Annotated in this window: 21 protein-coding genes; 17 read left to right on the top strand and 4 right to left on the bottom strand. The window is 48.5% G+C overall.

Going from position 1 to position 26,654, the window contains the following annotated elements:
* The first annotated feature begins 242 nt into the window (after positions 1-242).
* The 4 genes from JOE45_RS13625 to JOE45_RS13610 all read left to right on the top strand — a co-directional run bounded on the left by JOE45_RS13625 (position 243) and on the right by JOE45_RS13610 (position 4,811).
* Positions 243-1,508, top strand: a complete 1,266-nt coding sequence (locus JOE45_RS13625; protein WP_461479672.1) for an ABC transporter substrate-binding protein — start codon at positions 243-245, stop codon at positions 1,506-1,508.
* Between the two features lie 112 nt (positions 1,509-1,620).
* A complete protein-coding gene (locus JOE45_RS13620) occupies positions 1,621-2,505 on the top strand; it encodes a carbohydrate ABC transporter permease (RefSeq protein WP_210019699.1) in 885 nt (294 codons plus the stop codon).
* Positions 2,505-3,332 (top strand): carbohydrate ABC transporter permease, encoded by an 828-nt coding sequence (locus JOE45_RS13615; RefSeq protein WP_210019700.1) that lies wholly within the window; start codon positions 2,505-2,507, stop codon positions 3,330-3,332. Before JOE45_RS13620 ends, JOE45_RS13615 begins: the two co-directional genes overlap by 1 nt.
* Positions 3,333-3,353: 21 nt before the next feature.
* Positions 3,354-4,811 (top strand): glycoside hydrolase family 32 protein, encoded by a 1,458-nt coding sequence (locus JOE45_RS13610; RefSeq protein ID WP_210023301.1) that lies wholly within the window; start codon positions 3,354-3,356, stop codon positions 4,809-4,811.
* Positions 4,812-4,878: 67 nt separating this feature from the next.
* Here JOE45_RS13610 and JOE45_RS13605 read toward each other — a convergent pair whose 3' ends face one another.
* On the bottom strand, positions 4,879-7,071 hold the full coding sequence (locus tag JOE45_RS13605; RefSeq protein ID WP_210023302.1) for an alpha-galactosidase: 2,193 nt from the start codon (positions 7,069-7,071) through the stop codon (positions 4,879-4,881).
* 159 nt (positions 7,072-7,230) lie between these two features.
* Between JOE45_RS13605 and JOE45_RS13600 the strand changes: the two genes are divergently transcribed.
* From JOE45_RS13600 to JOE45_RS13560, 9 genes are all read left to right on the top strand, one after another.
* A complete protein-coding gene (locus JOE45_RS13600) occupies positions 7,231-8,103 on the top strand; it encodes a helix-turn-helix domain-containing protein (RefSeq protein WP_210019701.1) in 873 nt (290 codons plus the stop codon).
* Positions 8,104-8,392: 289 nt separating this feature from the next.
* A complete protein-coding gene (locus JOE45_RS13595; protein WP_210019702.1) occupies positions 8,393-9,445 on the top strand; it encodes a TRAP transporter substrate-binding protein in 1,053 nt (350 codons plus the stop codon).
* Positions 9,446-9,520: 75 nt separating this feature from the next.
* A complete protein-coding gene (locus JOE45_RS13590) occupies positions 9,521-10,009 on the top strand; it encodes a TRAP transporter small permease (protein ID WP_210019703.1) in 489 nt (162 codons plus the stop codon).
* 7 nt (positions 10,010-10,016) lie between these two features.
* Positions 10,017-11,291 (top strand): TRAP transporter large permease, encoded by a 1,275-nt coding sequence (locus tag JOE45_RS13585; RefSeq protein WP_210019704.1) that lies wholly within the window; start codon positions 10,017-10,019, stop codon positions 11,289-11,291.
* A gap of 44 nt (positions 11,292-11,335) precedes the next feature.
* Positions 11,336-12,448, top strand: a complete 1,113-nt coding sequence (locus JOE45_RS13580) for a zinc-binding dehydrogenase (RefSeq protein ID WP_210019705.1) — start codon at positions 11,336-11,338, stop codon at positions 12,446-12,448.
* Between the two features lie 27 nt (positions 12,449-12,475).
* On the top strand, positions 12,476-13,684 hold the full coding sequence (locus tag JOE45_RS13575) for a CaiB/BaiF CoA transferase family protein (RefSeq protein WP_210019706.1): 1,209 nt from the start codon (positions 12,476-12,478) through the stop codon (positions 13,682-13,684).
* Between the two features lie 21 nt (positions 13,685-13,705).
* The gene (locus JOE45_RS13570; protein ID WP_210019707.1) at positions 13,706-15,184 is read left to right on the top strand and encodes an aldehyde dehydrogenase; all 1,479 of its coding nucleotides are present in this window, start codon (positions 13,706-13,708) and stop codon (positions 15,182-15,184) included.
* A gap of 26 nt (positions 15,185-15,210) precedes the next feature.
* Positions 15,211-16,050, top strand: coding sequence for an HpcH/HpaI aldolase/citrate lyase family protein (locus JOE45_RS13565; protein ID WP_210019708.1), 840 nt, complete (start codon positions 15,211-15,213; stop codon positions 16,048-16,050).
* An 83-nt stretch (positions 16,051-16,133) separates the two neighbouring features.
* Positions 16,134-17,144, top strand: a complete 1,011-nt coding sequence (locus JOE45_RS13560) for a LacI family DNA-binding transcriptional regulator (RefSeq protein ID WP_210019709.1) — start codon at positions 16,134-16,136, stop codon at positions 17,142-17,144.
* Between the two features lie 122 nt (positions 17,145-17,266).
* Here the strand turns inward: JOE45_RS13560 and JOE45_RS13555 are convergent, their stop codons facing one another.
* Together JOE45_RS13555 and JOE45_RS13550 are read right to left on the bottom strand one after the other, a co-directional pair.
* On the bottom strand, positions 17,267-18,757 hold the full coding sequence (locus JOE45_RS13555) for a sensor histidine kinase (RefSeq protein WP_210019710.1): 1,491 nt from the start codon (positions 18,755-18,757) through the stop codon (positions 17,267-17,269).
* Complete coding sequence (locus JOE45_RS13550) at positions 18,754-19,440, bottom strand: response regulator transcription factor (RefSeq protein ID WP_210019711.1); 687 nt, start codon at positions 19,438-19,440, stop codon at positions 18,754-18,756. Before JOE45_RS13550 ends, JOE45_RS13555 begins: the two co-directional genes overlap by 4 nt.
* A gap of 371 nt (positions 19,441-19,811) precedes the next feature.
* On the opposite strand from JOE45_RS13550, the gene JOE45_RS13545 reads away from it, so the two are divergent.
* Positions 19,812-20,978 carry an iron-containing alcohol dehydrogenase gene (locus tag JOE45_RS13545; RefSeq protein ID WP_210019712.1) on the top strand — a complete coding sequence of 389 codons (1,167 nt, stop codon included), beginning with the start codon at positions 19,812-19,814 and terminating at the stop codon, positions 20,976-20,978.
* 89 nt (positions 20,979-21,067) lie between these two features.
* Here the strand turns inward: JOE45_RS13545 and JOE45_RS13540 are convergent, their stop codons facing one another.
* Positions 21,068-23,965 carry an EAL domain-containing protein gene (locus tag JOE45_RS13540; RefSeq protein ID WP_210019713.1) on the bottom strand — a complete coding sequence of 966 codons (2,898 nt, stop codon included), beginning with the start codon at positions 23,963-23,965 and terminating at the stop codon, positions 21,068-21,070.
* Between the two features lie 333 nt (positions 23,966-24,298).
* Here JOE45_RS13540 and JOE45_RS13535 point away from each other — a divergent pair, with 333 nt between their 5' ends.
* From JOE45_RS13535 to JOE45_RS13525, 3 genes are all read left to right on the top strand, one after another.
* Positions 24,299-24,463, top strand: a complete 165-nt coding sequence (locus JOE45_RS13535; RefSeq protein WP_210019714.1) for a hypothetical protein — start codon at positions 24,299-24,301, stop codon at positions 24,461-24,463.
* Between the two features lie 68 nt (positions 24,464-24,531).
* Complete coding sequence (locus JOE45_RS13530; RefSeq protein ID WP_210019715.1) at positions 24,532-25,392, top strand: DUF421 domain-containing protein; 861 nt, start codon at positions 24,532-24,534, stop codon at positions 25,390-25,392.
* Positions 25,393-25,463: 71 nt separating this feature from the next.
* Complete coding sequence (locus tag JOE45_RS13525; protein WP_210019716.1) at positions 25,464-26,237, top strand: transporter substrate-binding domain-containing protein; 774 nt, start codon at positions 25,464-25,466, stop codon at positions 26,235-26,237.
* Positions 26,238-26,654 lie beyond the last annotated feature (417 nt).

Genomic DNA, 26,654 nt, shown 5'->3' with positions numbered 1-26,654 from the left:
TGTCAAAGACAACGCAAAAACCTGACCGCTTTAAAGCGCCATCAGGTTTTTTTTGGTTTAACTGGAAATCGAAAATCGTATGTTAAAGGATTGACATGTCAAACGATTGACATACGAATTTGAGCGGTTTATAATACGATCTGAAAGCGATTAAATCTTTTGCCTAACACATTGAACTGGGGGAATATGAGTTGAAAAGAACAAAGGCATTTCAAGTACTCATTCTATCGCTATTGGTCGTTATGATTGTCAGCGCTTGCAGTAGTTCATCGGAACCTTCATCGACCGAATCATCAAATCCGTCCAGCGGAGTGAAAATTACATTTCTCAACTCGAAAGGCGAGATTTTGCCGCAGCTTGAGGAAGCGGCAAAAGCGTTCCATGAAGAAAATCCGGACATTACGCTTGAGATTATACCTGTATCGGCAGGTCAATCTCCGTTTGAAAGGGCTTCCGCGCTCTATGCCGCCGGTAACCCGACTACAATCACTATGCTGGACACCGCCGATGTTGAAAAGTTCAAGGACCGCGTTCTTGATCTGAACGGTGAAAAGTGGATGGCTGATTCCGTAGCCAAAAGTACGGATTTGACGACGTTTGATGGCAAGAACTATGCCTTCCCATTAGCTATCGAAGGATACGGCTTCATTTATAATAAGGCAGTAGTTGACCAAGCCGTTGGCGGTACTTTTGATCCTTCGAGTATAAAGACGACGAACGATCTGGAAAACCTGTTTAAGCAAATTGAAGCATCGGGCAAAGCGCCTTTAATTATTTCCCCGATGGACTGGTCGCTCGGAGCGCATTATCTTCCGCTTGCCTATGCGAATCAGTCTCCTGATTCCGCCGAGGTAAACAAGTTTGTGGATGGTTTGAGAGCAGGTACGGTTGATTTGTCCGGCAACAAAGTATTTAACGGCTTGATCGATACGTTGGACGTGATGACGAAGTACAACATTGACAAGGCATCCCCGCTGTCCGGCACTTACGAGAGAGGTCCTGAGCTTCTCGGTAAAGGAGAGGTTGGAGTTTGGTTTATGGGGAACTGGGCTTGGCCGCAAATTAGCGCATTCGATACCGCGAATGGGCAATATGCCTTCCTGCCGGTGCCGATCAGCAACAACGCAGAAGACTTTGGAAACACCCAAATTTCCTCTGCTGTATCCAAGCGTCTTGTGATTGACAAAGAAAGAAGCACACCTGAGCAGCAAGCGGCTGCCAAGAAGTTCCTGGAATGGATGGTTTACAGCGAGAAAGGGCACGATTTCCTTGTAAACAAAGCCAACATTATTCCGGCATTCAAGAACATCACGCTGGAAGCAAAGGATCCACTGGCAAAATCCATTCAGGAGTACATCTCGAGTGGAAAAACCTCGGAATCCATGAGTCTGCTGCCGGCCGATCATTGGGCGAAAACAGGCTCCTCCATGCAAAAGTATTTGGCTAAAGCAGGAGACCGCGCCACATTGGCCAAAGAAATTCAGGACTACTGGAAATCCGTGAAGTAATCTGTAATCAGATACCCAAAGCCAACAGACAGAGAGCGGCAATGGAAAAGACAAAGGATGTCTTCTCCATTGCTTTCTTCTTTACACACCATGAAGTTAGAGAGGGATAGATATGATTGCGGAAAAAGGGCTCTGGAATAGGCTGCGCACTCGGCTGTTGTTTACCGGACCTACTTTGTTTGCTTTTATCACCGTCATGATGATTCCGTTCTTTTACGGGATTTACTTGACGTTTACGAATTGGGACGGCATAGCAATAACGCACTCGTTAGTCGGCTTCCAGAACTATGTAGCTGTATTTAAAGACGAGGCCTTTTGGAAATCTTTTTATTTGACGTTGAAATACGTATTTTTCACGGTGGTGCTGATTAATGCCGTGGCCTTTTTGCTCGCTTATGCATTAATGAACAAATTGAGAGGTCAGACCTTGTTTCGGGCCGGATTTTTTCTTCCTAACCTGGTCGGAGGCATTGTGCTCGGATTTATCTGGCAGTTTATTTTTTCTAACGTGCTCGTGTATATCGGCCAGAAAGGGAGTATTCCGTGGCTCAGCGCCTCATGGCTGGCGGACCCTGACAAGGCGTTCTGGTCCTTGGTTCTCGTTACGGTCTGGCAGTATGCAGGCTATATGATGGTCATCTATATTGCAGGCTTGATGAACGTTCCGAAGGATATCCTGGAGGCTTCAAGCATCGACGGAGCGAGCAGATGGACGCAGCTGAGAAAAATGGTGCTCCCGCTGATGGTTCCCTCCTTTATCGTCTGTGTGTTTCTGTCGCTGCAGCGGGGATTTATGGTTTACGACGTGAACCTTTCCCTTACGAAGGGCGGACCCTTTAAAAGCACCGAAATGGTATCCATGCATGTGTACGGCAAAGCCTTCCTGTCCCGCGATTACGGCGTAGGTCAAGCGGAAGCACTCGTCTTGTTCCTGCTCGTGGCGACGATTACCTTGCTGCAGGTGTACTTCAGCAAGAAAATGGAGGTGGAGGCGTAATGGTAGGCAGCAAATCGACTTCCCCTTGGATCAAAGTGTCCGTTCTGTCGGCGTGCCTGGTATTATTTATTTTTCCTTTCGCCATCGTGCTGATGAACTCGTTTAAGGAAAACAGAGCGATCACTTCAGGCCCGTTATCGCTTCCGGAGACATTAAGCTTTGATAATTATATAGACGCCTTTGGAAAAATGAACTATGTGGCCGCTTTTTCGAATTCTTTTATCATTACGGTGTGCAGTGTTCTGCTCATTTCGGTTTTTGCAGCAATGACGGCCCATTATTTTGTAAGAAACAATAACCAATTGAATCAGTATACGTTTATGATCATGGTCGCTTCTATGATCATCCCTTTCCAGGCCATCATGATCCCGCTTGTGAAAATTTATGGATCGATCGGTATGCTGGACAGTAAATGGGCATTAATCTATATGTACATCGGCTTCGGAAGCTCGCTCGCGGTGTTTATTTATCATGGTTTTGTCAAAAGCATACCGGCAGAGCTGGAAGAAGCGGCGATGATGGACGGGTGTACGCGAATCCAATCGTTCTTCCGGATCGTCCTCCCGGTGTTAATGCCGACGACGGTTACCATCGCTATTTTGAATGTATTGTGGATTTGGAACGACTTTCTCTTACCTTCGCTTGTTCTTATTGCGCCTGATGAGCGGACACTCCCGCTTTCGACCTTTTATTTCTACGGCACGTATTCCGTCGACTACGGACCGCTGATGGCGGGACTGGTTCTGACGATTTTACCGGTCATTGTGGTTTACATGTTTGCCCAGAAGTATATTATACAAGGCGTTATGCAGGGCTCCATCAAATAAAAAGTAAGGGTAGGATGCGTTATTCTTTACACTACAGATAAAGCCGACCGTTTTATTGCAGACAATAAACATCTCCTTCGTTCGGATTACCGGCTGCATTATCATCTCATGAGTGAGTTTGGCTGGATGAACGATCCGAACGGTTTTGTTCAATATAAAGGGCAGTATCACTTGTTTTACCAGCACTTTCCCTACCAACCGGTATGGGGACCAATGCACTGGGGGCATGCGGTAAGCCGTGACCTCATTAAATGGGAGTATCTGCCGGTTGCGTTGGCGCCGGACACCGAATTTGACAAAGACGGCTGTTTCTCCGGGAGCGCCATCGAGAAAGACGGCAAGCTGTATTTGATGTATACCGGACATGTGATGACGGGACCGGATAAGGACCGGGATTATAAGCAATCGCAGGGGATTGCCGTATCTGAAGACGGCGTCGTCTTTAAGAAACGGGATGACAATCCGGTCATCGGCTATGATCAAATTCCTCCAGCGGCAAGCCAAAAGGATTTCCGCGATCCCAAGGTGTTCGAGCGGGACGGCCGGTATTATGTCGTGCTGGGATCGAACGACGGCGCGGGCAACGGGACGGTGCTGCTCTATCGTTCCGACGACTTGATTCATTGGACGTACGTCAATGAAATCGCGAGAAGCGACGGTCGTTTTGGCGACAACTGGGAATGCCCGGATCTGTTTACGCTTGGCGAACAGGACGTATTCATGCTATCTCCACAGCGCATGCCAGCCCAAGGACAAGAATATCGTAACCTGCACTCCACGATGTATATGCTGGGCAAGTTAGATACGGAACGGGGACGTTTTCACTACGCCCGTTATGCGCAGGTCGATCACGGATTCGACTTCTATGCCCCGCAATCGACCATGGATGACAAGGGCAGAAGAATCGTGATCGGGTGGATGGATATGTGGGAGACCCATATGCCGACGCAGGAAGGCCATCACTGGGCGGGTGCGATGAGCCTGCCGAGAGAAGTGCTGCTCGACGGAGATCGCCTCCTATTCCGTCCCGTGGAGGAAATTGCTGACTACCGCTGCAGCGCCTATGAGATCCATGATGTGGCCCTGGAAGGGGAGCGGGATATGGAGGCCGGCGGAGACTGCTATGAGCTGCAGGTTGTTTTCGAAGCGTCAGAAGCGGAAGAATTCGGACTGAAGCTCCGCGTTCACGGCGAGGAGGAGACGGTGCTGTCTTACCGTCCGGACGACAAGCTTTTCCGGTTTAACCGCGACCGTGCGGGGATTGGACCCAAAGGGGAGAGAAGCGCTGAAGTCGAGCTCATAGACGGAAAGCTTGCGCTTCGGATTTTTGTAGATAAATCCTCTGTCGAAGTCTTTATTCAAGACGGTGAAAAGGTAATGACGGGACGCATTTATCCCGGGCCGGAAGCGCTTGGGATTAAGGCCTATTCCAATGGACATTGCCGAATCGAGTCGCTTCATAAATGGGATATCCGCTAACTCGCTTAGCGCCGTAACAAAAAGCCCGGTACCGCATTGGTACCGGGCTTTTTTTGATATATGATCACTAAACTTCGTTAACCGTAAATCTCCAGAGAAGGCTCTTAAAATCACCGGTTAATTGAGGGATCGTAATCCCCACATTCATAAGCTCATCTCCGCCGTATACCTCGCCCGTATCGACATGCCTGTAAACAAAGTCCGGGTTCAGCCCTCTACATTTGAGAATGCGCACAGGCTCGGCTGGTTGGGACAGCACCCTAAAATAACAGACGACGGCATCGGATTGATCCTCAGATATAAAAGTCCAAGCCGTTTCGTTCCCTTCAAACGGGCTTAATATCCGATAAAACGTACCGTATTGAATCAAAGGCCGAATTTCCTTGTAGAGCGCCACCTGCTGTTTGACGATTTGCTTTTCTTCTTCCGACAATTTCGTCAAATCCAGTTCATAGCCGAAGTTGCCCGACATAGCCGCATGCCCGCGGATATCGAGCGAGGTCACCCGGTGCACCTGATGATTTGGAACGGTCGATACATGGGAGCCCATGGAGCTGATAGGGTAGATTAGGCTTGTTCCATATTGGATTTTCAAGCGGCTGACGGCATCCGTATTATCACTCGTCCAGGTTTGCGGCATGTAGTAGAGCATACCAGGATCAAAGCGTCCCCCGCCGCCGGAGCAGCTTTCGAACAGAATGTCAGGGAAACCGGACGTAATCTCTTCCAGGATACGGTACAGTCCCAGCATGTAGCGGTGGGCCGTTTCCCGCTGTCTTGCCGGCGATAGCGCCGCAGATCCAATCTCCGTCATATGACGGTTCATATCCCACTTCACGTAAGTGATCGGTGCGCTGCTGAGAACCGTGGATACCGCGTCAATGATGTAATCACATACCTCTTTACGGGATAAGTCTAGAATCAGCTGGTTTCTTCCGAAAGTATAAGGACGATTCGGCACATGCAAACACCAATCCGGATGCTTGCGATACAAGTCGCTGTCGATGGAGATCATTTCGGGCTCAAACCATAAACCAAACTCCATTCCCAAGCTTCGAACGCGGCTTGCAAGATCGTTGATTCCGTTCGGAAGCTTTCGTTTATCGACCACCCAATCTCCTAATGAGGTGTTGTCGTCATCCCGCTTTCCGAACCAGCCGTCGTCGAGTACCAACAGCTCGATACCGAGCTGTTGACCTTCCTTGGCAATTTGCTCGATTTTGTCAGCGTCAAAATCAAAATAGGTCGCTTCCCAGTTATTGATTAAGATGGGGCGTTCCCGATCACGGAATGCGCCTCTGCATAAGCGGGTGCGATACAGCTGGTGGTAGGTCCGGGACATTTCGCCTAAGCCTTGAGAGGAATAAACCATGACGACTTCCGGTGTCTGGAAAGCTTCCCCGGGCTCCAGCAGCCAAGAGAAATCAAAGGGATTGATTCCGATCGCTGCCCGTGTAGTTTGAAACTGGTCGACTTCGACCTGAGCCAAAAAATTTCCGCTGTACACCAGATTAAACGCATAGACTTCGCCTTGGTCCTCATCCGTTCCTTTGCGGAGCAGAGCCATAAACGGATTCTGCTGCGCACTGCTGGCCCCCCGGCGACTGTCGATCTCCTGCATACCCGACACCAGCGGACGCCTTGCGATATTTCGCTCGTTGATATGGCCGCCATACAACGTTAGTAATTCGAACTCGTTATCGCGGAAATCCACACTTGCGCTTAAAGCCCGAAGCAGCTTGATGGAAGCATTACCCTGATTGTGGTAGCGTACGGATCGAGTAATGACATTTAAATCCCTAAATACCGTGTAGACCAAGGTTACTGTCAGTCCTATGGCTTGGTCTTCCATGACGATTTCCAGCGTTTGCGCCTCATTCTCATTCTCCGCATAGGTGGCGGGCAAGCCCTCTAACGCAGGTTTTCCCTGATAAATGCGATGAGACTGATAACGAAGATCAGACACTGCGGATCCATTATCCAGCTGAATTTGGTATACCGGCTTTCTAAAATCCCCGTTGCCATAGGCCGGATACTCATGAGGGATCGTATCGAGTGAGAATGTCCGGTCTTCCGGGTTAGGATTTGGCGAAAAGCCTCTGTCGATAAACAGAAGGGGATTGCTTTGCCGGTATTTTTGAATCTTTTTTCCCCAATACAAGTGAGTTAAGTATCCGTCACGCAGCACCTGAATAACATAGCTTGTATTTTTGCCTTGCAAATGAAATACCTTTTGCTCGGCATCGAAATGAATGAACATCATAGACCTCCTGTAAGTACCTAACGAATAAATTATTGCGGTTGAAGAAGCAGAACCTATCACTATTATTATGAAGCATTTTTCTATATACTATACTCAAGAATAGGCCGATGCTTCTCGTAATACAAGAGTAAAAAAGAGCAACAGGAGGGTAATATATTGCTGTATCATTTACCTCGCACATCCATTGGTCTTCAGTTTGTCAGGCCGATGCCGATGCTCATGCTGAAAGGGATTGGCTGGCAGTCAATTTCTGTGCATTCCTATATTTGGGACGGGAAAAAGCGCGGGGATGAGCACTGCTTGTTCCAGTACACGCTCAGCGGACATGGGGAAATCGAAATCAAGGGGACAACGTATAGACTAGAGCCGGAGACAGCCTTCATTGTTGAAATTCCCGGAGACCATTGTTACCGCCTTCCGCCGGATTCTTCGGAATGGGAAGTGCTCTATATTGAATTTTCGAAAGAGGCGCTGCCCTTTTGGCGTCAACTGCTTACTTTGACAAGCCCTGTCATGGCCATCCCGGCAGGTTCAGGATTAATTCAAATGGCATGGAATACCTATGAGCTGGCCGTCAAGGATCAAATTCACGATATGTACCAATGTTCCCAATACGCCTACCGGTTCATTATGGAGCTGATGAGTTACACTTACCAGAATCAAAAGGCCAAACCGCTGCCTTCCAAGATCGAGTTATGTAAACAGTTTATCGACACTCGTTATCAGGACCCTATCGGATTGAAGGAGATGGGGGAAGCCGTAGGCTTATCGAAATTTCATTTGACTAGAGAATTCGAGAAAAAATTGGGGGTGACCCCAACCCGTTATTTAACGGAGGTGCGTCTTGAGCATTCTGCTAAGCTGTTGGTCTCATCAATGGATAATTTGGAGAGCATTGCGAAACAGGTGGGATTTTCATGCGCCAACTATTTTGGAAAAGTGTTTCTGAAGCATATTGGAGTGTCGCCTACGCAATATCGCAAGAGCAACAATCTGTATGAAGTCCATCGAGCTTTATTTAAAACATGAAGGGTCAAAAGGGTGCAGAAATTTTTTTTGAAAGCGAAGAATAATATTGACAATAGAAAAATAAAATTGGTAATATAATTCTCGAAATCGATTTCAGAAAACGGTTACAAGAAGGTTCTCTGCTGGATTATTTTTTTGGTCGTTTCCGAAACCGATTTCAGAAAACGGTTTCGGAAATTGAAGGAGGTGTACAATTCGTCAAGTTTAGGTTTGCAGCAAGAAAACAATCACATCAAGTTCAGTCAGCGGAAGCCGTCAAAGTTTACAAATACTGAGGGGAGTTGCAAATATGTTCAGAAAATCTAAACCGTTCATGATATGCATTGCTTTGACTACCGCCGTTTCTTTGATTGCAGCTGGTTGCTCTTCATCTTCTTCCGGTGGTTCGGCTGCTCCTTCGGGAGAGACCAAGACGGTCAATATGCGTTTGGGTCATGTGTTTGCCGCGAACAGCGTCACGGATCAAGCCTCCAAAAAATTAGCCGAGCTGGTCGAGCAGAAAACAAGCGGTGCGGTGAAAATCAGCGTTTTCCCGGCAAGCCAAATCGGAGGTGACGAAGCGCTTGGGCAGAATCTTTCCCGTGGCACACTCGATATGGCCTTCTTGAATCAAGGATCGCTCGCAGGGATGGATCCATTGCTGGATTTCAGCTATTTGCCTTACATTGCGGAGAACAACGAGCAGGCGGATAAGCTCTTCTACGGCAGCGGCATCATTCCGACGACAATCAAAGAAACGCTGAAAAAGCATAATATTCATGCTCTGGGCTTCTACGAGCTGGAGTTTCGCGGATTGACGAACTCGAAGCATCTTGTCAAAACACCTGCGGATATGAAGGGGCTCAAGCTGAGGGTGCCGGGCTCCCGCGCGATCAAAGGATTCTTTGAAGCGGTTGAATCCCAAGCGGTATCCATCCCGATGCCGGAACTGTATACCTCCTTACAGCAAGGCGTCGTCGACGGACAAGACAACGGCCTGATTATTACTTACGACAACAAGCTGCATGAGACAAACAAATACATTACCCGTCTCAATCACGTTTATGCATCCGGGACGATGAGCATCAGCCAGAAGACGTGGGACAGCTTGACGCCTGAACAGCAAAAGGCATTGGAAGAAGCCGCAGCGGAAACACAGCAGTGGCAAATTTCGGAGAACCGCAAGCTGATCGATTCCTACGTGCAAAAGTTGAAGGACGAAAACATTGAGGTCATCGATTTGTCGCCGGAGGAAATAGCAGCTTTCAAAGACCTCGGCCAATCCTTATGGGATAAATTCGCCGACGTCTACGGTGCAAACCGAATGAATAAGCTGAGAGAAGAAATTGCAGCGTTGAAATAAAAACATCGGGCGCAGCCGGGTAAGCGAATCCATGTAGCTGCGGACACATTTTATGATACGGTGGTGGTTAATGTGTTGGAGCGTATCGAAAATACAATTGCACGGGTCGAAAAAGCGATCGTCATCATTGCTTTTGTGGTCATGCTGATTTCCATCTTTCTGCAGGTTTGTTTTCGAGCCCTTGGCTTGCCTTTAATGGGGACGGTAGACATCGGTTTGCTCAGTATTTGTGTTCTGACCTTTATCGGATTCGGTTTGGCCGTTTATACGAAAGACCATATCACGATTGAAGTGATGGATCTGCTGCGGGCGCCCAAGCTGCGGAAGGTGGTTCATTTTTTGTCTGAGATTCTCATGCTGACCTTCAGTATTGTGCTCATTACGATTGTGTATCCGTTCTTTACCTATATCGTCAAGTCCGGTGAGAAAACCATCGAGCTAGGGATTCCGATCATGCTGCCAATTGGTGCACTAGTGATTGGTGCAGGCCTTGCCATTTTTCATGCGGTGATCCAATTGCTTCTGATGATCCGCGATATGCGTCCTACAGAAGAAGTGAGGTGAGTTCTTTATGACCCTGGTTATCGTTAGTGTCTTCATTCTATTGATTATTGCCGTACCGATCGGCGCGGCATTTGCGTTATCGGCTTTTCTCGGAGCGAAGATGAACGGGCTGCCGCTCGATACCTTTGCATCTCTGCCGTATCAGACGATCAACTCCTTTCTTCTTCTGTCCATACCGTTCTTCATCTTGACCGGACAAATCATGAATCAAGGCAAGCTGATTGGCCGGCTGATCGAACTCGCCGAAATGTTCCTGTACTGGCTTAAGGGCATGCTCGGATATGTGACGATTCTGGCCAGTGCGTTCATCGGTGCTATCACGGGTTCTTCGGTAGCTACTGTGGCCGCCATCAGCAGCATCATCGGCAACCGGATGGTCGACAAAGGATACGAACGGGGATATGTGGCGGCTTTGATGGGATCCTGCGGGCTGCTTGGCGTTTTGATTCCGCCTTCTATTCCGTTGATCGTGTATGGTGCGGCAGTAGGCGCTTCGATCTCCGATTTGTTCCTTGCAACGTTGGTACCTGGCGTTCTCATGGTGATTGCCTTTTCCATCGTGCATTTTCTGCTTGTTAACCGGGTGTTGAAGAACCCGAAAGGGGAACAGGGGAGCGGTGAAACCCCAGTTTTCCAGCAGAGCAAGAGATTTACGTTTGTCCAGTCGATTCCTGTACTGATCATGCCCGTGATCGTACTTGGCGGAATATACGGGGGCATCTTTACGCCGACAGAAGCAGCTGCGGTGGCTTGTGTGTACGGCCTAGTGTTGGCGCTAGTGGGCAAAACGATCAAAATGCGCGAGCTGTCCGGAGTGTTTTATAAAGCGGCACTCACCTCTATTTCGATTTTATGTATCATCGCCTTTACGTCCATTTTCAATAATTACATGATCTTGGAGCAGGTTCCTCAGACCCTTACGGACGCGATACACAACATCACGGAGAACAAGATCATGTTCTTGATCATTGTCAATCTGATTTTGTTTTTGGTAGGCATGTTCATGGAAACAAACGCCGCCGTACTGCTGATGGCCCCGCTTCTTTATCCGGCGGCTATGCAATTCGGGATGGATCCGATCCACTTCGGTATCATGCTCGTGACCAACATCGAGCTTGGACTGATTACCCCTCCGATGGCGGCTAACTTGTTCGTGGCTGCAAAAACAAATAACAGCTCGCTAGTGGAGATGATGCCCTATGTTGCTTGTTTTTTCATAGCAGCAGTGGTCATCCTGGGCCTAATCACATTTATGCCGGGATTAAGCCTTTGGTTTAAATAACGAATTCAAGTAAATCGAACTATGAGAGGAGCTTATGGACTGACATGCAGCTACCCAAAACGTCTCAAGCGGCGGTCGTACGAGAATTTGGCAAGGAAATCGGAATTGAGGAGGTCCCGGTGCCGCAGCAACTAGAGCCTCAAGCGCTGCTGGTGCAAATCGACTGCTGCTCGATCTGCGGCACGGACGTGCATCTGTGGGAAGGTGCGCTTTCCCTGAAAGTCGATTTACCCGTCATTCTTGGACACGAAATGGTGGGCAGGATCGTGGCGATGGGTCCGAACGCCGATCAAGATTCGGTCGGACAGCCTCTCCAGGTCGGAGACCGGATCATTTGGTCCCACACAAGCTGCGGCTCCTGTTACTACTGCACTGTAGAAAGGCAGCCAACGCTTTGCCACCATCGCCGTGCTTATATGTATGAAACGATGGAAAAGCCTCCTTTTCTGATGGGAGGGTTCTCGCAATACGGATATGTCGTACCGGAATCGGGACGAATTAAAGTACCGGACAGTGTCGAGGACAAATTGGCAAGCCTGAGCAGCTGCGCCTTCCGCTCGGTGATTAACGCGTTTGATCAGGTCGGTACGATTCGTCCGACGGACACCGTGCTTGTACAGGGTACGGGACCCCTAGGCTTATTGGCCATCGGGGTAGCTAAAGTGTCGGGTGCGAAAAAGATTATAGCCATCGGTGCCCCGGACAGCCGTCTGAAGCTGGCGAAGGAGTTCGGTGCCGACTGCATTATCTCCGTAGAGCAGCATGACCCCGAAGCCAGAAAGGCTATCGTAATGGAGGAAACGGGAGGCCGCGGGCCTACCATGGCATTCGAGTTTTCCGGTCATCCCGGAGCTTTTGTTGAAGGGCTGGAGATTGTCGCCAAAGGCGCACGATATATGGTCGTCGGCCAACTTGGCGAAGGGAAGGTGACGATCCAGCCTTCCATGATTACGAAGAAAAATCTGAAGGTGTTTGGATCTTTTTCCGGTGATATCAGCCATTATTGGAAGGCGCTGCAGTTCATTGACAAGCATCAGCAGGACCTGCCATTCAGCAAGCTAATTTCCAACGAATATTCGCTAAAAGACGTTAACGTAGCATTAAAACGAATGCAGTCGTTCCAAGAGATCAAGCCTGTGCTTTATCCCTGGAAGTAACATATACGAAAAGACGAGGTGATGAGGATGAACGATCAGAAGCGGGGCGGATTGCCTCTTGCGGGACTACGGGTGGTTGATGCCTCGACCATTTTGGCAGGGCCTATGCTGGCCACCTATTTAGGAGATTTTGGTGCCGAAGTGATCAAGGTTGAACATCCAACGGGTGATCCTCTGCGTAACGCCGGTCGGCAGAAAGAAGGCAAATCGCTGGAGTGGAAGCTTGTTTCACGCAACAAAAAGCCGGTCACCTTGAATTTGGGTAAACCGGAAGGACAGGAGCTGTTTATGAAGCTGACGGAAACAGCAGACGTCGTCATCACCAACTTTCGGCCGCAAACCCTGAAAAAATGGGGTATCAGCTACGAAACATTGAGTGCCCGCAATCCTGGCCTCATTCTTGTCCAGGTGTCTGGTTTCGGTGTGGAAGGCCCTTATAGCGACAGGCCCGGTTTCGGCACATTGGCTGAAGCGCTCAGCGGATTTGCCGAAATCAACGGGTATCCCGATCGGGGGCCGCTGCTGCCCAACCTTGCGCTCGCCGATCAGGCGACAGCGCTGCTTGGAGCCTATGCCACGATGGTGGCAGTATACGAACGCGATCATTCCGAGAACGGCAAAGGACAGTTTATCGATCTGCCGATTTATGAGGCGCTCATGGGCATGCTTGGCAATCAAGTGATGGAGTTCGACCAGCTCGGCATCCTGCCGAAGCGAATGGGAAATCGTACTCAGTGGACAGTCCCACGGAATTTGTATCAGACGTCGGACGGCAAATGGGTGGCCATCTCGGGCAGCTCGCAGCCGATTGTCGAACGCATTCTGAAAGCGGTCGAGAGAGAAGATCTGATTGCCGACCCGAAATTTAAAGACAACCAAACCCGGCTGCAGCACGCCGAAGAAATCGAAGGCGTTATCGCCGAATGGATATCACGCCACACGCAGACGGAAGTGCTGGCACGTTTCCACGAGTGCGATGCAACGATTGCGCCGACCTATACAGTGGAAGATATTTTTAAAGACCCCCATTTCCAGGAGAGGGGCAATATCGTCGAAGTGCCTGACGGTGATTTCGGAAAGATCAAAATGCTGAACACGGCGCCGAAGCTATCCCGGACTCCGGGGCGAATTCGGCACAGCGGATTGGATAAAGGGGCATGTAACGATGAAGTGTACAGCAAGCTCGGCTTAAGCAAAGCCGCAATGAATGAATTGAAGAAAAATGAAATCATATAACGTATAACCGGGAGGATGACTATGGAAAAGTATAAACTTTACATCGGCGGGCAGTGGTTAGAGTCGCAGTCCGGAGAGCGCTCCGAATCGATTAATCCTTATACGAACGAAGCTTGGGCCAGCGTACCCATCGGCGGGGAAGCGGATATTGATCTGGCCGTGCAAGCGGCGCGCAAGGCGTTCGACGAAGGTCCGTGGTCCAAAATGTCCAATAGCGAAAGAGGACGTCTTCTCATCCGTCTAGCGCATCTGATCGAACAAAACATCGACCGTCTGGCACAAATCGAAACCCGGGACAACGGCAAGCTGATCCGGGAGACCACGGCGCACCTGAAATCACTGGTCGATTACTACATCTATTTCGGGGGCATGGCCGATAAAATTCACGGAGATGTCATTCCGCTCAACAAAACGTCGGTGCTGAACTATACGCTGCGGGAACCGATCGGCGTTGTCGGAGCAATCACACCGTGGAATTCGCCGCTCCTGCTCACAACGTGGAAAGCGGCACCTGCACTGGCTGCAGGGAACGTTATGGTGATTAAGCCTTCCTCCACAACGCCATGCTCCATCCTGGAATTCGCCAAGCTGGTAGAGGAAGCAGGGTTTCCTGCAGGGGTGTTCAACATCGTTACCGGACCTGGCAGCCGCATCGGCAATTATCTCGTTCAGCATCCGGGCGTTGACAAAATTTCGTTCACCGGCGGGACCGATACAGGGCGATCACTGGCCTCCCTGGCCGGCAACCACATTAAGCGGATCACGCTCGAGCTGGGCGGCAAATCTCCGAACATCGTGTTTGAAGATGCGAACCTCGACAACGCGGTCATGGGCGTTATGGCAGGGATATACGCTGCCTGCGGCCAGACGTGCAGCGCCGGGTCCAGACTGCTGCTTCAGCGTTCGATCTACGACGAGTTTCTGAACAAGCTGGCAGAACGCTCCCGTCAAATCAAGCTGGGCGATCCGAGCGACTGGAATACGGAAGTCGGCCCGCTTGCTAACCGTTCGCAGCTGGAGAAGGTGGCGTATTACGTGGATATTGCCAAGCAGGAAGGCGCCGAGGTGCTGCTGGGCGGCAAACGTCCGGAAGCAGCGGACCTGCAGCAGGGACTGTTCTTTGAACCGACCATCCTGACCAATGTCACCAACGACATGCGCGTAGCACGCGAAGAAATCTTCGGGCCGGTATTATCGGTTATTCCGTTCGATACAGAGGAGGAAGCCATTCGTATCGCCAACGATTCCGATTACGGTCTGGTGGCTGGCGTGTGGACGAACCACATTTCCCGCGGACACCGGATGGCGCGCGCGATCCGCAGCGGCACGGTATGGGTCAACACCTTCCGCAACGCCAACTACGCTTCTCCGTTCGGCGGTTACAAAGCGAGCGGCTATGGCCGTGAGAACGGACTTGAGGTATTGAAGGACTACACGCAGGTCAAAAGCGTATGGGTGGAGACAGAAGAGAAAATGAGAGATCCTTTCGTCGTTGGATAGAACATTATGGATAGGGGTTGATACCTTTGTTATATAGAACTTTGATGTTTACGCCGGGGAACCGGCCCGACCGGCTGTTTAAATCCCTCCAAAGTACGGCGGACGCCCTGATTTGGGACGTTGAGGATGCAGTTCACCCGGATGAAAAAGCGGCAGCCCGCACCGTCATTCGGGACGTGCTGGATTCTATGGACAAGGCACCCCCCAAGCCTATTTTCATCCGTGTTAACCAAGTAGGCACGCCGTGGTTTGAGGACGACGCCCGTCTGGCGGGACACCCGCTCGTTCGGGGTATGCTCCTGCCCAAGACGGAGAGTGCGGCCCAAGTGGAACAGGCATGGAAGCTTATGGACCGCAAGGGGGAGCTGATCGTCCTTATCGAAACGGCAGTGGGCGTTCGCGACCTGGAGGGCATTCTGGAATCGCCGCTGATCACCGGTGTCGCTTTAGGCGCCGTTGATTTGGCAGTGGATCTGAATTTGACGCTGACGGATTCCGGTTTGGAGCTGCTTTACTTCAAATCCCGTATCGTGACGCTGGCCCGGGCCGCTGGCATCCAGGGCATTTATGATTCCGTGTTTCCTGATTTTAACAACTCGGATAGCCTGCGCATCCGCGCCGGGCTGACGAAAACAACAGGATTTACAGGCCAAATGTGTGTCCATCCCGTGCAAATTCCGGTCATCACTGAAGTATATACACCGGCTGCGCAGGAAATCGACTGGGCTAAGCGGGTCATCCATGCTCTGGAGAATGAAGCGAAGGGACTCGGTGTTTTTACGGTCGACGGCAAAATGGTAGACCGACCGGTCATTGAAAGAGCAAAGCAGGTCCATCAGGCAGCCCTGCGCTGGAATTTAGCCTGACAAATCCCATCGTTTATTGACATGTGGTGATTTTCATTCTATACAATAGAGGTATAACTTTTTTTGCGAATGGGAGAATATGGATGAAGGTAACCATCGATGATGTAGCGCTTAAGGCAGGGGTATCCAAGGCGACGGTTTCGCGCGTGTTGAATAAAAACTATCAATACATTGCAGAAGATACGAAAGAACGCGTGCTGAAAGCGATTGAACAGCTGGATTATCGGCCGAACGCGCTGGCCAAAGGCTTGAAGTCGATGAAGACAAACGTAATGGGACTTGTACTCTCGAATCTGCGGAACCCGTTCTGGTCGCAAGTACTGGAGGGTATAGAGGACGTTTGCAAACATTACGGATACAACCTGATGATCGCCAATTCCCGTGACAGTCTGGAATCGGAAGAGGAGCATATCAGGGGCTTCGGCTTACGCAAGGTGGACGGCATCATCGTGAACCCTACAACGGGGTTGAACCCATTATTCCAGACCTTGTCCCAAAAGCAATTCCCGTTGGTGTTTCTCAACCGTAAAGTGGAGGGCGTGACAGCCGATACGGTCGTTGTAGACAACATCAAAGGCTCGCGCATGGCCGTGGAGCATCTCGTTCGTCTCCATAAGCGGAAAATTGCCATTTTTCTTTATCCGCCCAACGGGATCAGTCCACGTCTCGAGCGGATCGAGGGATACCGAATAGCCATGGAAGAAAACGGTTTGCCGGTCCAACCGGATTGGATCAAAATCGTCCGAAACAAAGAGGAATGCCAAACCGAAATCGGAAAGCTATTGGAAACGGGGCTCCCGGATGCGATATTTGCCACGAGCAGCATCCTCACGCTGGAGATTTTGGATGCCTTGAAGGAGCTGGGGCTTTCGGTACCCAAAGACATCGCTGTGCTGGGCTACGATGAAACCGCATGGGCAAAGCATCTCGATCCGCCCATGACAACCATTGAACAACCTGCTTACGAGATGGGTAAGGTGTCCGCTGAGCGCCTGATCCGCAGAGTTAATAACAAAACGGACTCTGCATTGGAAACGATACTGCTGGAACCGACGCTCATTGTCCGCCGTTCCTGCGGGGAAGCGTTAAGATAACGCGATCCGTGTACAAACGATTGTGAGAGACCAAATAACCCGTCCTGCTGCGGTATGCTTGAGAGAGCTGCCGTGTGGGATGGGTTGTTTTGATACCAGATCCTATAACTAAATACTATAGTTCAAAGAGCGGGCAGACGAACGGAAAACAGGCAGCCTTCACCGGGGTTGCTCTCAACAGCGATGATACCGTTATGGGCTTCCACAATCGATTTGGTGATCGACAGCCCGAGCCCTGCGCCGCCGTATTTGCGCGTTCGCGAAGCATCGCTGCGGTAGAACCGTTCAAACACATGGGGAACGTGCTCTTCGGTGATACCGGGACCGTTATCGCACAGCTTCAGCTCGGCCTGGTTCCGACTGGACGACAAGATGACCGTAATCACCCCATTCTCCGGGTCAGTATGCTGAACTGCATTGTGAAACAGGTTTAAGATGACTTGTTTGATTTTATCTGAATCGTATATCCCGCGGATGCCTGCTGTCAGTTCGAATCGAACGGCCCGGCTTCCAGCAAGCATCCGCAGTTGCGGCTCCATTTCCTGGATCAGTCCATCCAGCCGTGTTTCCTTCAATAGAAGCTGGGGGGAACGATCGAGCTTGGCCAGCATCAACAGATCCTCTACGAGCTTCTTGATCCGTTTCGATTCTCCGTGCATGCTGTTCAAGGCGGGATACAGCTGCTCCGGCCTGTCGGCAGCCCCGCGCAGCAGCACCTCCAGAAAGCCGTGAATGGACGTCAAAGGTGTACGCAATTCATGGGAGGCGTCGGCAATGAACCGCCGCATTTGCTCCTTCGCTTCCCGTTCAGCCTTGAAGGACGTTTCCAGCCGCTCAAGCATGCTGTTAAAGGACTCGGCTAAGCGGTCGATCTCGAGCTGCCCTTGCCCAGTGGGGAACCTTTCGGCCAAATTTCCGGCATCCGTTCGCTCGACAGCTCTTACCATCTTATTAAGCGGATTCAGCGTGCGGCGAAGAACCGGCAAATAGAGCGCCAAGCCGCCTGCTAAAGCAAGAAAGGCCAGCGCGCCGAACGTCAGAAGCTGCCGCATGACCACGTCCTGGATCGGACTCGTGGCCGTCCCCATTTGAAGCACTCCGCCATCCTGTCCGCCGATGGGCCGGAACACAATCAACTGCTCGGTCCCTTCCTCGTTTCGTACAACCCGGTAAGCGGTCCGCCCCCGGTGATCCTGCTCCTGCAAGGCATGGTATTCCTCATCGGATAAACGGGGCGAGGGCGCCCCATTCTCCTCGGTTAAATCGGTAAAGCTTCCGTTATGACCGATATAGGCAAGCGACGTATCTGGAAGGAACAGAACAGGCCCCCTTGAACGGCTGGGTTCAGGCTTCATCCCAGGTGCGTTTTCTCCGGCCGGTCGGTCTGAAAGCAGATTGGGCCGGGTTAACACATCCCGTGGGAATGTCCTCATTTGGGCTGTCATCGTTTCCGCCTTGTTCTGGTATAAAAAATTTTTCATTAACACATATTGCAGCGCCCCGATCAGCACGAGAAGGGCTGCCAAAATGAATAAGGAGCGGGTAAGCAGCTGGAAACGCAGCGAGTGGGGAGCCAACCACCGTTTTACAGGCTTGAGGTGGCTCCTGATCATGGCAAATCGACCCGGTAACCGGCACCCCTGAGCGTCCGGATCAACCGGTGCTCTTTGTCAGCCAATTTATCCCGCAAGGAACGAATGTATACCTCGACGATATTCTCTTCCCCTCCGAAGTCGTATCCCCAAACCTTATCTAAAATTTTCGTTTTGCTCAGTACGATGCCGTGGTTGATCACCAGAAATTTAAGCAGCTCGTATTCCGTTGGAGAGAGCTCCAGCGCTTGCTCCTGATAAATAATCTCTTTTCTGCGGTCATCAATCCGAAAGGGGCCGAACGCTACTTCGCCGAAGAGGCTAGGAAATTGATTGCGCAGCCGTGCGCCAATGCGTGCGAGCAGCTCTTCAAAGCTGAATGGTTTGACAACATAATCGTCCGCTCCCAGGGTCAATCCTTTGACCCGATCATCCACTTCGTCTTTTGCGGTCAACATAATGACAGCAACATTGCTCCCGCTTTTCTTCAGCAGCCGGCACACTTCGAAACCGTCCATGCCCGGCATCATTACGTCCAATATGACGACATGCGGTCCGAACTCTTGTGCCAGATTGACGGCGTTCATGCCGTCGGGCGCAGTTCGGACCTCGAAACCTTCATTCGTCAATCCCAGCTCCAGAAATTGCAAGATGTGCGGTTCGTCATCGACCAGCAGTATTTTGATACCTTTCATGCTTTTCATCCGAATGGCCTCCCGTGTAAGTCTTCCGTATGAATTGAATTATCCGCTACAAAGCTGAATATTCCCTGAATGCGGCCTGAGCCTAGGCTGAATCCTGGCAGCGGGCCCGTTGTTTTTCAGTACACCTTCAGCGTGACCGTGAATGCCGGGGATCCAATACGGCGGTTTTCAATCTCTGTCCCTGCACAATAGTATGGTTTTGGGTACTATCGGACAAAAAAGTGCATTCTTACATTTTGTAAGTTTATTATATATGATTGATCATGCAGGTCATAAATAAATTTAAAATTCCGAGGGGAGCCTAAGCAAGAACTTTATTTTTGTATCCCTAAAGCTTCCCTACCATTTCGCAAGCGAAGGAGAATTGCACAATGAACCGTTATACCATTCCTAGAGATATATACTATGGGGAAGGTTCCCTAGAAATTTTGAAGACAATTAAAGGAAAAAAAGCAACGATCGTTATCGGAGGCCAGTCGATTAAGAAATCGGGGTATCTCGAAAAAACCGAATCCTATTTGCGGGAAGCGGGCTTTGAAACCCAGTTAATTGAAGGGATTGAACCCGATCCGACCATCAAAGCCGCTCAAGAAGGCGCCCAAAAGATGCTGGAATTTGAGCCTGACTGGATTATTTCTGTTGGCGGCGGTTCTCCGATCGATGCAGCCAAGCTGATGTGGATCATGTACGAATACCCTGAACTGAATTTTAATCAAATTAAAGCTCCTAATCCGATTCCTGAGCTGAGGAAAAAGGCACGTTTTGTGGCCGTCTCAACGACAAGCGGTACCGGGACGGATGTATCGCCTTTCTCCGTCATAACGGATCATGAAACAGGGACGAAATATCCTGTGTTTACCTATGACATCACTCCGGATATCTCGATTTTAGATCCGGAGCTCACGTATTCCATGCCGCCTCTGATTGTGGCCTACACGGGTATGGATGCTTTAACCCACGGGATTGAGGCTTACGTGTCCAGAGCGAACAATCCGTTTACTGACCCCATGGCCATGCAGTCCATCAAAATGTCCGTGGACAACATTGAAAAATCGTTTGCGGGTGACAAAAAAGCAAGAGAGGCCATGCATTATGCTCAAGCTATGGCTGGCATCGCCTTCTCTAACGGCTTTCTAGGAATTGTACACAGCTTGGCTCATAAAAGTGGCGCCATCCTGAATATTCCGCATGGCTGCGCCAATGCCATTTACTTGCCTTACGTGATTGATTTCAATAAAAAAGCCGATGCTTCCCGTTTTGCCGATATTGCAAGAATGCTTGGATTAAGCGGAAACAGCGATGACGAGCTGGTGGATTCCTTAACCGAGTTGCTTCAGGGCCTTAACAAAAAAATGGGGCTTCCGTTAACGCTGAAGGAGTTTGGCGTCAATGAAGCCGAATTCGAGAAGCATCTGGACTCTATGTCAGCCAATGCAATTCATGATCCTTGCACGCCTTCCAACCCGCGGGATGTGACTGCGGAAGATATGAAGCGTCTTTACATCGCTGCATTTAAAGGCGAGAAAGTGAACTTCTAAGAAAACGATAATGGTATAAAACCCCAAAAGTCAGCCCTTCTAAGCTGATTTTTGGGGTTTTCTTATTACTTGCGGTAATTCGTTTCAAATTATTTTGTTGTTAAAACCTTCTCAATCTGTTCAGGCGGAAAGGGCTCGCTGACGAAGAAACCTTGAATTTCATTACAATTCATTTTGCGTAATAGAGAGAATTGACCCTCTGTCTCCACGCCTTCAGCAACAACGTTAAGCCCGAGACTGTGCGCCATGGAAATAATCGCTTTAACAATGGCATAGTCTTCCCGTTGATGCTGGATATCCCGAATGAAGGACTGATCAATTTTCAACTGATCGATCGGAAACTTTTTGAGATAGCTAAGTGAAGAGTAGCCCGTCCCGAAATCATCTATTGAAATTTTGACTCCTAACCTTTTGATTTGATGCAGAACAGAAAGCACATATTCCATATTATGAACGCTGATGTTCTCCGTGATTTCGAGTTCCAGATATTGTGGATCCAGCCCGGTCTCCTGCAGCACTTCAGAGATGAGATGAACCAGGCTTTGCTCTCTAAATTGTCTTACAGACAGATTAACGGAAACGGAAACCGCCGGATACCCGGCGTCCTGCCAAGCTTTATTTTGGGCGCAGGCGCAGCGCAATACCCACTCTCCAATGGGATGGATCAGGCCCGTTTCTTCAGCGGCAGGAATAAAGTCTGCCGGGGAAATCCACCCTTTTTCCGGATGCGGCCAACGAATCAAAGCCTCCAGTCCGGTTAAAGCTCCAGACATCGCGTTCATTTTAGGCTGATAGTAAAGCAAAAATTCCTGCTGGTCCAATGCTTTATGCATCATGGTTTCAAGAATTATTTGATTCGAGGAGGCTTCATCCATTTCTTCCGTATAGAATGAATACGTGTTTTTGCCTTTATCTTTAGCTGAATACATGGCTTGATCGGCGTTCTTAACAAGTGCCTGATGATCCAGTCCATCGTCCGGGTACATGCCGATTCCAATACTTGCGGTAATAAATAATTCATGACCTTTAATATGGATCGGTTGGGACACGGCATCCAGAATGCGCCGAGCCACTTCTGCTGTTTGCTCACGAGTGATGTTCGGCAAAACAGCAGTGAATTCGTCCCCGCCCATGCGAGAAAGGACGTCATCATGTCTAAAGCAATTTCTCAATCTTTCAGCAACCTTTTGAAGCAGTAGATCACCGGTCGAATGGCCAAGCGTATCATTAATGACCTTAAACCGATCCAAATCGAAAAATAGAATAGCGGCTGTCTGCCCCTCTATTTTTGTTTGTTTTAATATAGCCTCTGTCTGCTGCTTAAAGAGAAGACGGTTAGGCAGAGCGGTTAAGCTATCGTAATAAGCCAAATACTGAATTTCATGAAACATCTTTTGAAGCTTTTCAGCCATCATCTTAAAATTGTGAATTAGAATAACAATTTCTGACATGAAACTAACCGGCCAATGAACCGAGTTTTTTCCCATGATCTTGTCAGGTAAGTCCGTTGTGGTATCTGCTAACTGAGTAATAGGGTTTACAATCGAGCGGCTAATGATGGTTGATGTAAAAATAGCAACCAGTCCGAAAAGCAGCAGGATAGCTAGAATCTTGTTATAAAAGACATACAAACTATCCCTGTAGAGGGCCATGGGAGACTCCACGATGATAGTCCATTCGGCATGCTCTTTCATCTTCATAATCTTGACATACGAAGATTTTTCCCAACGATGCATTGGATTTTTTATTTCTTCTGGGAACCAATGATATAAATCACTTGTCAAAGAACGTATTTCCCCGCCCTGCTGCCAATTGTATGGCGTCAACACGACAGCAGCAGGGCGTGTGCTTGTTATGACGTTCTGGTGGTGATCCAGGATGGTGACGTGAAGGTTCGTTTGCCCAGTCATGGTTTTGATTTTTTCATTGATATAATTAAGGTTTAGAGCTCCTACGGCAGCGCCCTGGAATTGGTGTTCGATCAGGATGGGAACGCTTATATTCACGATGGGTTCCGAAACGGCTCCCCTTTCCCAAAATACACCGGATATGACGGGCCGTGTCTTCTCTATCAATTGTTGAAAGTAAGGTCGATCTGAGAAATTCAAGCCTAAAGTAGAGTCTCCGTCTTGATTATATAAGGGCTCAATAGCAATCGTTGTCCCTTTAGCATCAGCAATATACATATTATGAAAATCTGGGAATTGACGGGTAAAATGAGTCGTAAGCAGTTGTAGATTGCCGACATCCTCCAGATCTGTTACAGAAGCCAATGTGGATAATTGTTCTACCGCATGAAGATGGTGATTTCTCCAATGACTGATGTCGTTTAGAATGATTTCAGATTGAGCCTCGGTCACTTGTTGAATATCGCTATGGATGGTACTCACTCTTTCTTGACCAACCATGACGGTAATCAGCAGTATGGGGAAAATGATTAAGGCGACGAAGATATTAAAGAGGGTATCATAAAAAGAAATGGAAGCCTTTTTCGAATGAAGCCCAGACCCATTGGGAGTTGGCCAAAAAGTAAGAATCAGGCTTGCGATTAATGCATTAAAAATACCGTTAACCGCATCCTTGAGCATCACCGTTAAAGTGGCGGTGGCGTTCATATCCAATACATAATGATACGATAACCAAACCATCGGCATACCGAGAAAAACCCAAAACAAAGCGACTAATAGAACAAGATTGCTTGTTTTTTGCCGATATAGAACGCCAATGAATATCGTTTCGCAGATAAAAACAATCATGGCGTACGGGTGATTCCACAAAAGGAAAGTATAACTGCTGGCAATGACCGATCCGATCAGCGCCCACTTCAATCCATACCATTTCAATAGAATCAAGATAAAGATACTTCCAAACAAAAAGTCGACTCCATAAAAGAGAGACAGGTTAACAAAGTTACCCAAGTAAGCTAATGTAAACAGCAGCATCAAACCAAGGAATGAACTTGAGATTAAAAAGTTTCTGTTATGCAATGCATCAGCTCCTGCCCAAAGAAGTATGTATCAAGAATAGAACCTCTGGGCCTTTGTGCCCCTGATGTTCGAACGGAGTTGATATGGGTAGTAAGTACTATGCGATATAAACATATTAATATGCTTAATCTTATGATGTCAACGTTGTGCATAAGTGCAGATGTGGATATGTGAATAAAAAATCATTCCAATAGGTATAAGGTGAAATATGCTTTTGTTCATTGTGGATAACATTGTGGATAACATTGTTGGATGCCTGATCATGCATATTAAATGTTCATGTGAAGACAATAGACGTGTTCTACAAACCACTTACAGGAGGATTAACTGAACATGGCACAACAACAAATTGACGCAAACACATATAAAAAAGCGGAAGCTGCGGCATCGCTTGCTAAAGAAATGATTACACAGGCGATCCAACAGTCTGCTGCGGACCCTATGGTCAGCGAAGAAAGGGTGGGGTTTTATATTTATTCCATTATTTATCATCATTAAAAACGAGCTTCGGAGCAAATAATCTATGTGTTGATATATGAAGGTTGAATTCATGGAGGTTGGGGAACATGCCCGATTGGTTAGAGGTCGGTTTGCGAACCTTGTTCGCTGTGGTAATTCTTTTCTTGATGACAAGGCTCTTGGGGAAGCGGCAAATTTCCCAGCTTTCTTTTTTCGAGTACATTACCGGCATTACCATCGGCAGCCTTGCCGCATACATTTCATTAGATATGGAAGCTACTTGGTATTTGGGATTGGTATCTTTATTTGTTTGGGTAATGGTTTCTTTAGGAATAGAATTCTTACAAATGAAAAGTAAAAGGTTACGCGATTTCATTGACAGCAAAGCGACCGTACTCATCAAGGACGGTAAAGTTCTCGAAGATAACATAAAGAAAGAACGCCTGTCAACGGATGAACTGCTCCAGCAGCTTCGAAAAAAGAATGTGTTCAAAACAGCTGACGTCGAATTTGCGGTCATTGAACCTAGCGGAGAAATCAACGTTCTTGTCAAAAAAGAACACCAGCCCTTAACCCCCTCTCATTTGGGTATTACAGTCGGACCGGAGCAGGAACCTCAGACGGTGATTATGGACGGCAAAATGATGGATGAGCCTCTCGCAACAATGGGATTAAGTCGGGAATGGCTTTATACCGAGCTGGGGAAGGTGGGTGTAACCATCGAGAACGTGTTTCTGGGGCAAGTCGATTCATACGGGCAGCTGTATGTCGATTTATATGATGATCAGCTTAAAGTTCCCGCGCCGCAGCAGAAGGCTTCATTATTGGCGCAATTAAAGAAATGCGAAGCGGACATGGAGATGTTCGGGCTCTCAACGGATAATGAGGCTGTAAAACAAATGTATATGCAATGCTCAAACCAGCTTGAACACATCATTGCTGACGTAAAACCATTACTCATTCGGTAAGGTTGTTACTCGTATAGGAACTTATGAGCTGAGATAAAATATCCCTGAACACGCTAAGGAGGGGAATTAGGTTGAAATACTGGTGTCCGAGAGCCTTGCTGATCTTCAAGCTTTTGATCTTAGTCATCCTTTTAGCCTCATGCGGAACGAAAAAAACGTTGCAAGTGGGTATAGAAAACAATCTCAAGCCGCTGAGTTATGTTGAGAATGAGGAAAAAAAGGGCTTTGAAATCGAATTATGGGACGCGATTGCCAAGGAAGCCGGATTCAAATATGAACTCAAACCCATGGGGATGGGTGAAATGGTGAAGGCGGTGGAATCAGGAAAAATCGATGCCGGCATCGCTGGGATCACCCTTAAAAGCAATCGCATGAAAAAAATAGATTTTACTACCCCTTATTATGACACAGGCCTTGTTTTGGTTACAGCGGCGGATAATCAAAATATCCAAAGTGCCAAGGATTTAGAAAAGAAAGTGGTCGCCACCCGAATCGGAACAACCGGATATGATTTCTTGAGTAAACAAAAAGGGATCAAGGAAGTGCAGGCATACCCGGATATATCTCAAGCCTATCAGGCGTTAATGGATAAGAAGGTAGATGCCGTGATTTTCGATGAACCGAATGCCAAATATTTTGTTCAACATAGCGGGAAAGGAAAAATAAAAATGGTGGGTAAAACGCTGACCAACGAACAATATGCTATTGCTTTAACCAAAAGGAGCCGCTATACCGGCCGGATCAGTAACGCTTTACGTACGCTTTCCAAAAACGGAACGTATGAGCGGATTTATATGAAATGGTTTAATGAAAAACCAAAATCTTTACCTGGTGATAAAGAATAATAAAAGACCTCTGCCTTCACGCATACTTTGAAAAAGCTGGATGAACCCAGAGCTAAACTACAAAAAGCAGCTCGCTTACAAAATAAGGCAAGCTGCTTTTTACATATTTGTTCCCGTTGTGTTCTGAAATAACTTTAGGTGACGCGTACGTCCAGTCTCTCTACACATAGAGAAGCTGGAGTCAGGGCAAAAACACAGTGTAGGCAGGCCAATAGCACTTGCTCGGATCATGAATAACGCACAAGCTGTCTGCCGCGGCGGACAGCTTGTTATGTTGTGCTCTTTGAATAGGTTCATCTGTATGTCTAAAACTGTTACCCCCTGTATTTTTTGTGGATGAATGCAGTTAAAGACTGTTACAATAGAGCTTACAAGTGTATGGTGGTTGCTGGTATGATTTATTATTAAATCGGTCAG

The organism is Paenibacillus sp. PvR098 (assembly GCF_017833255.1).
GTDB lineage: Bacteria > Bacillota > Bacilli > Paenibacillales > NBRC-103111 > Paenibacillus_G.
This window is presented reverse-complemented; position numbering and strand designations above follow the sequence as displayed.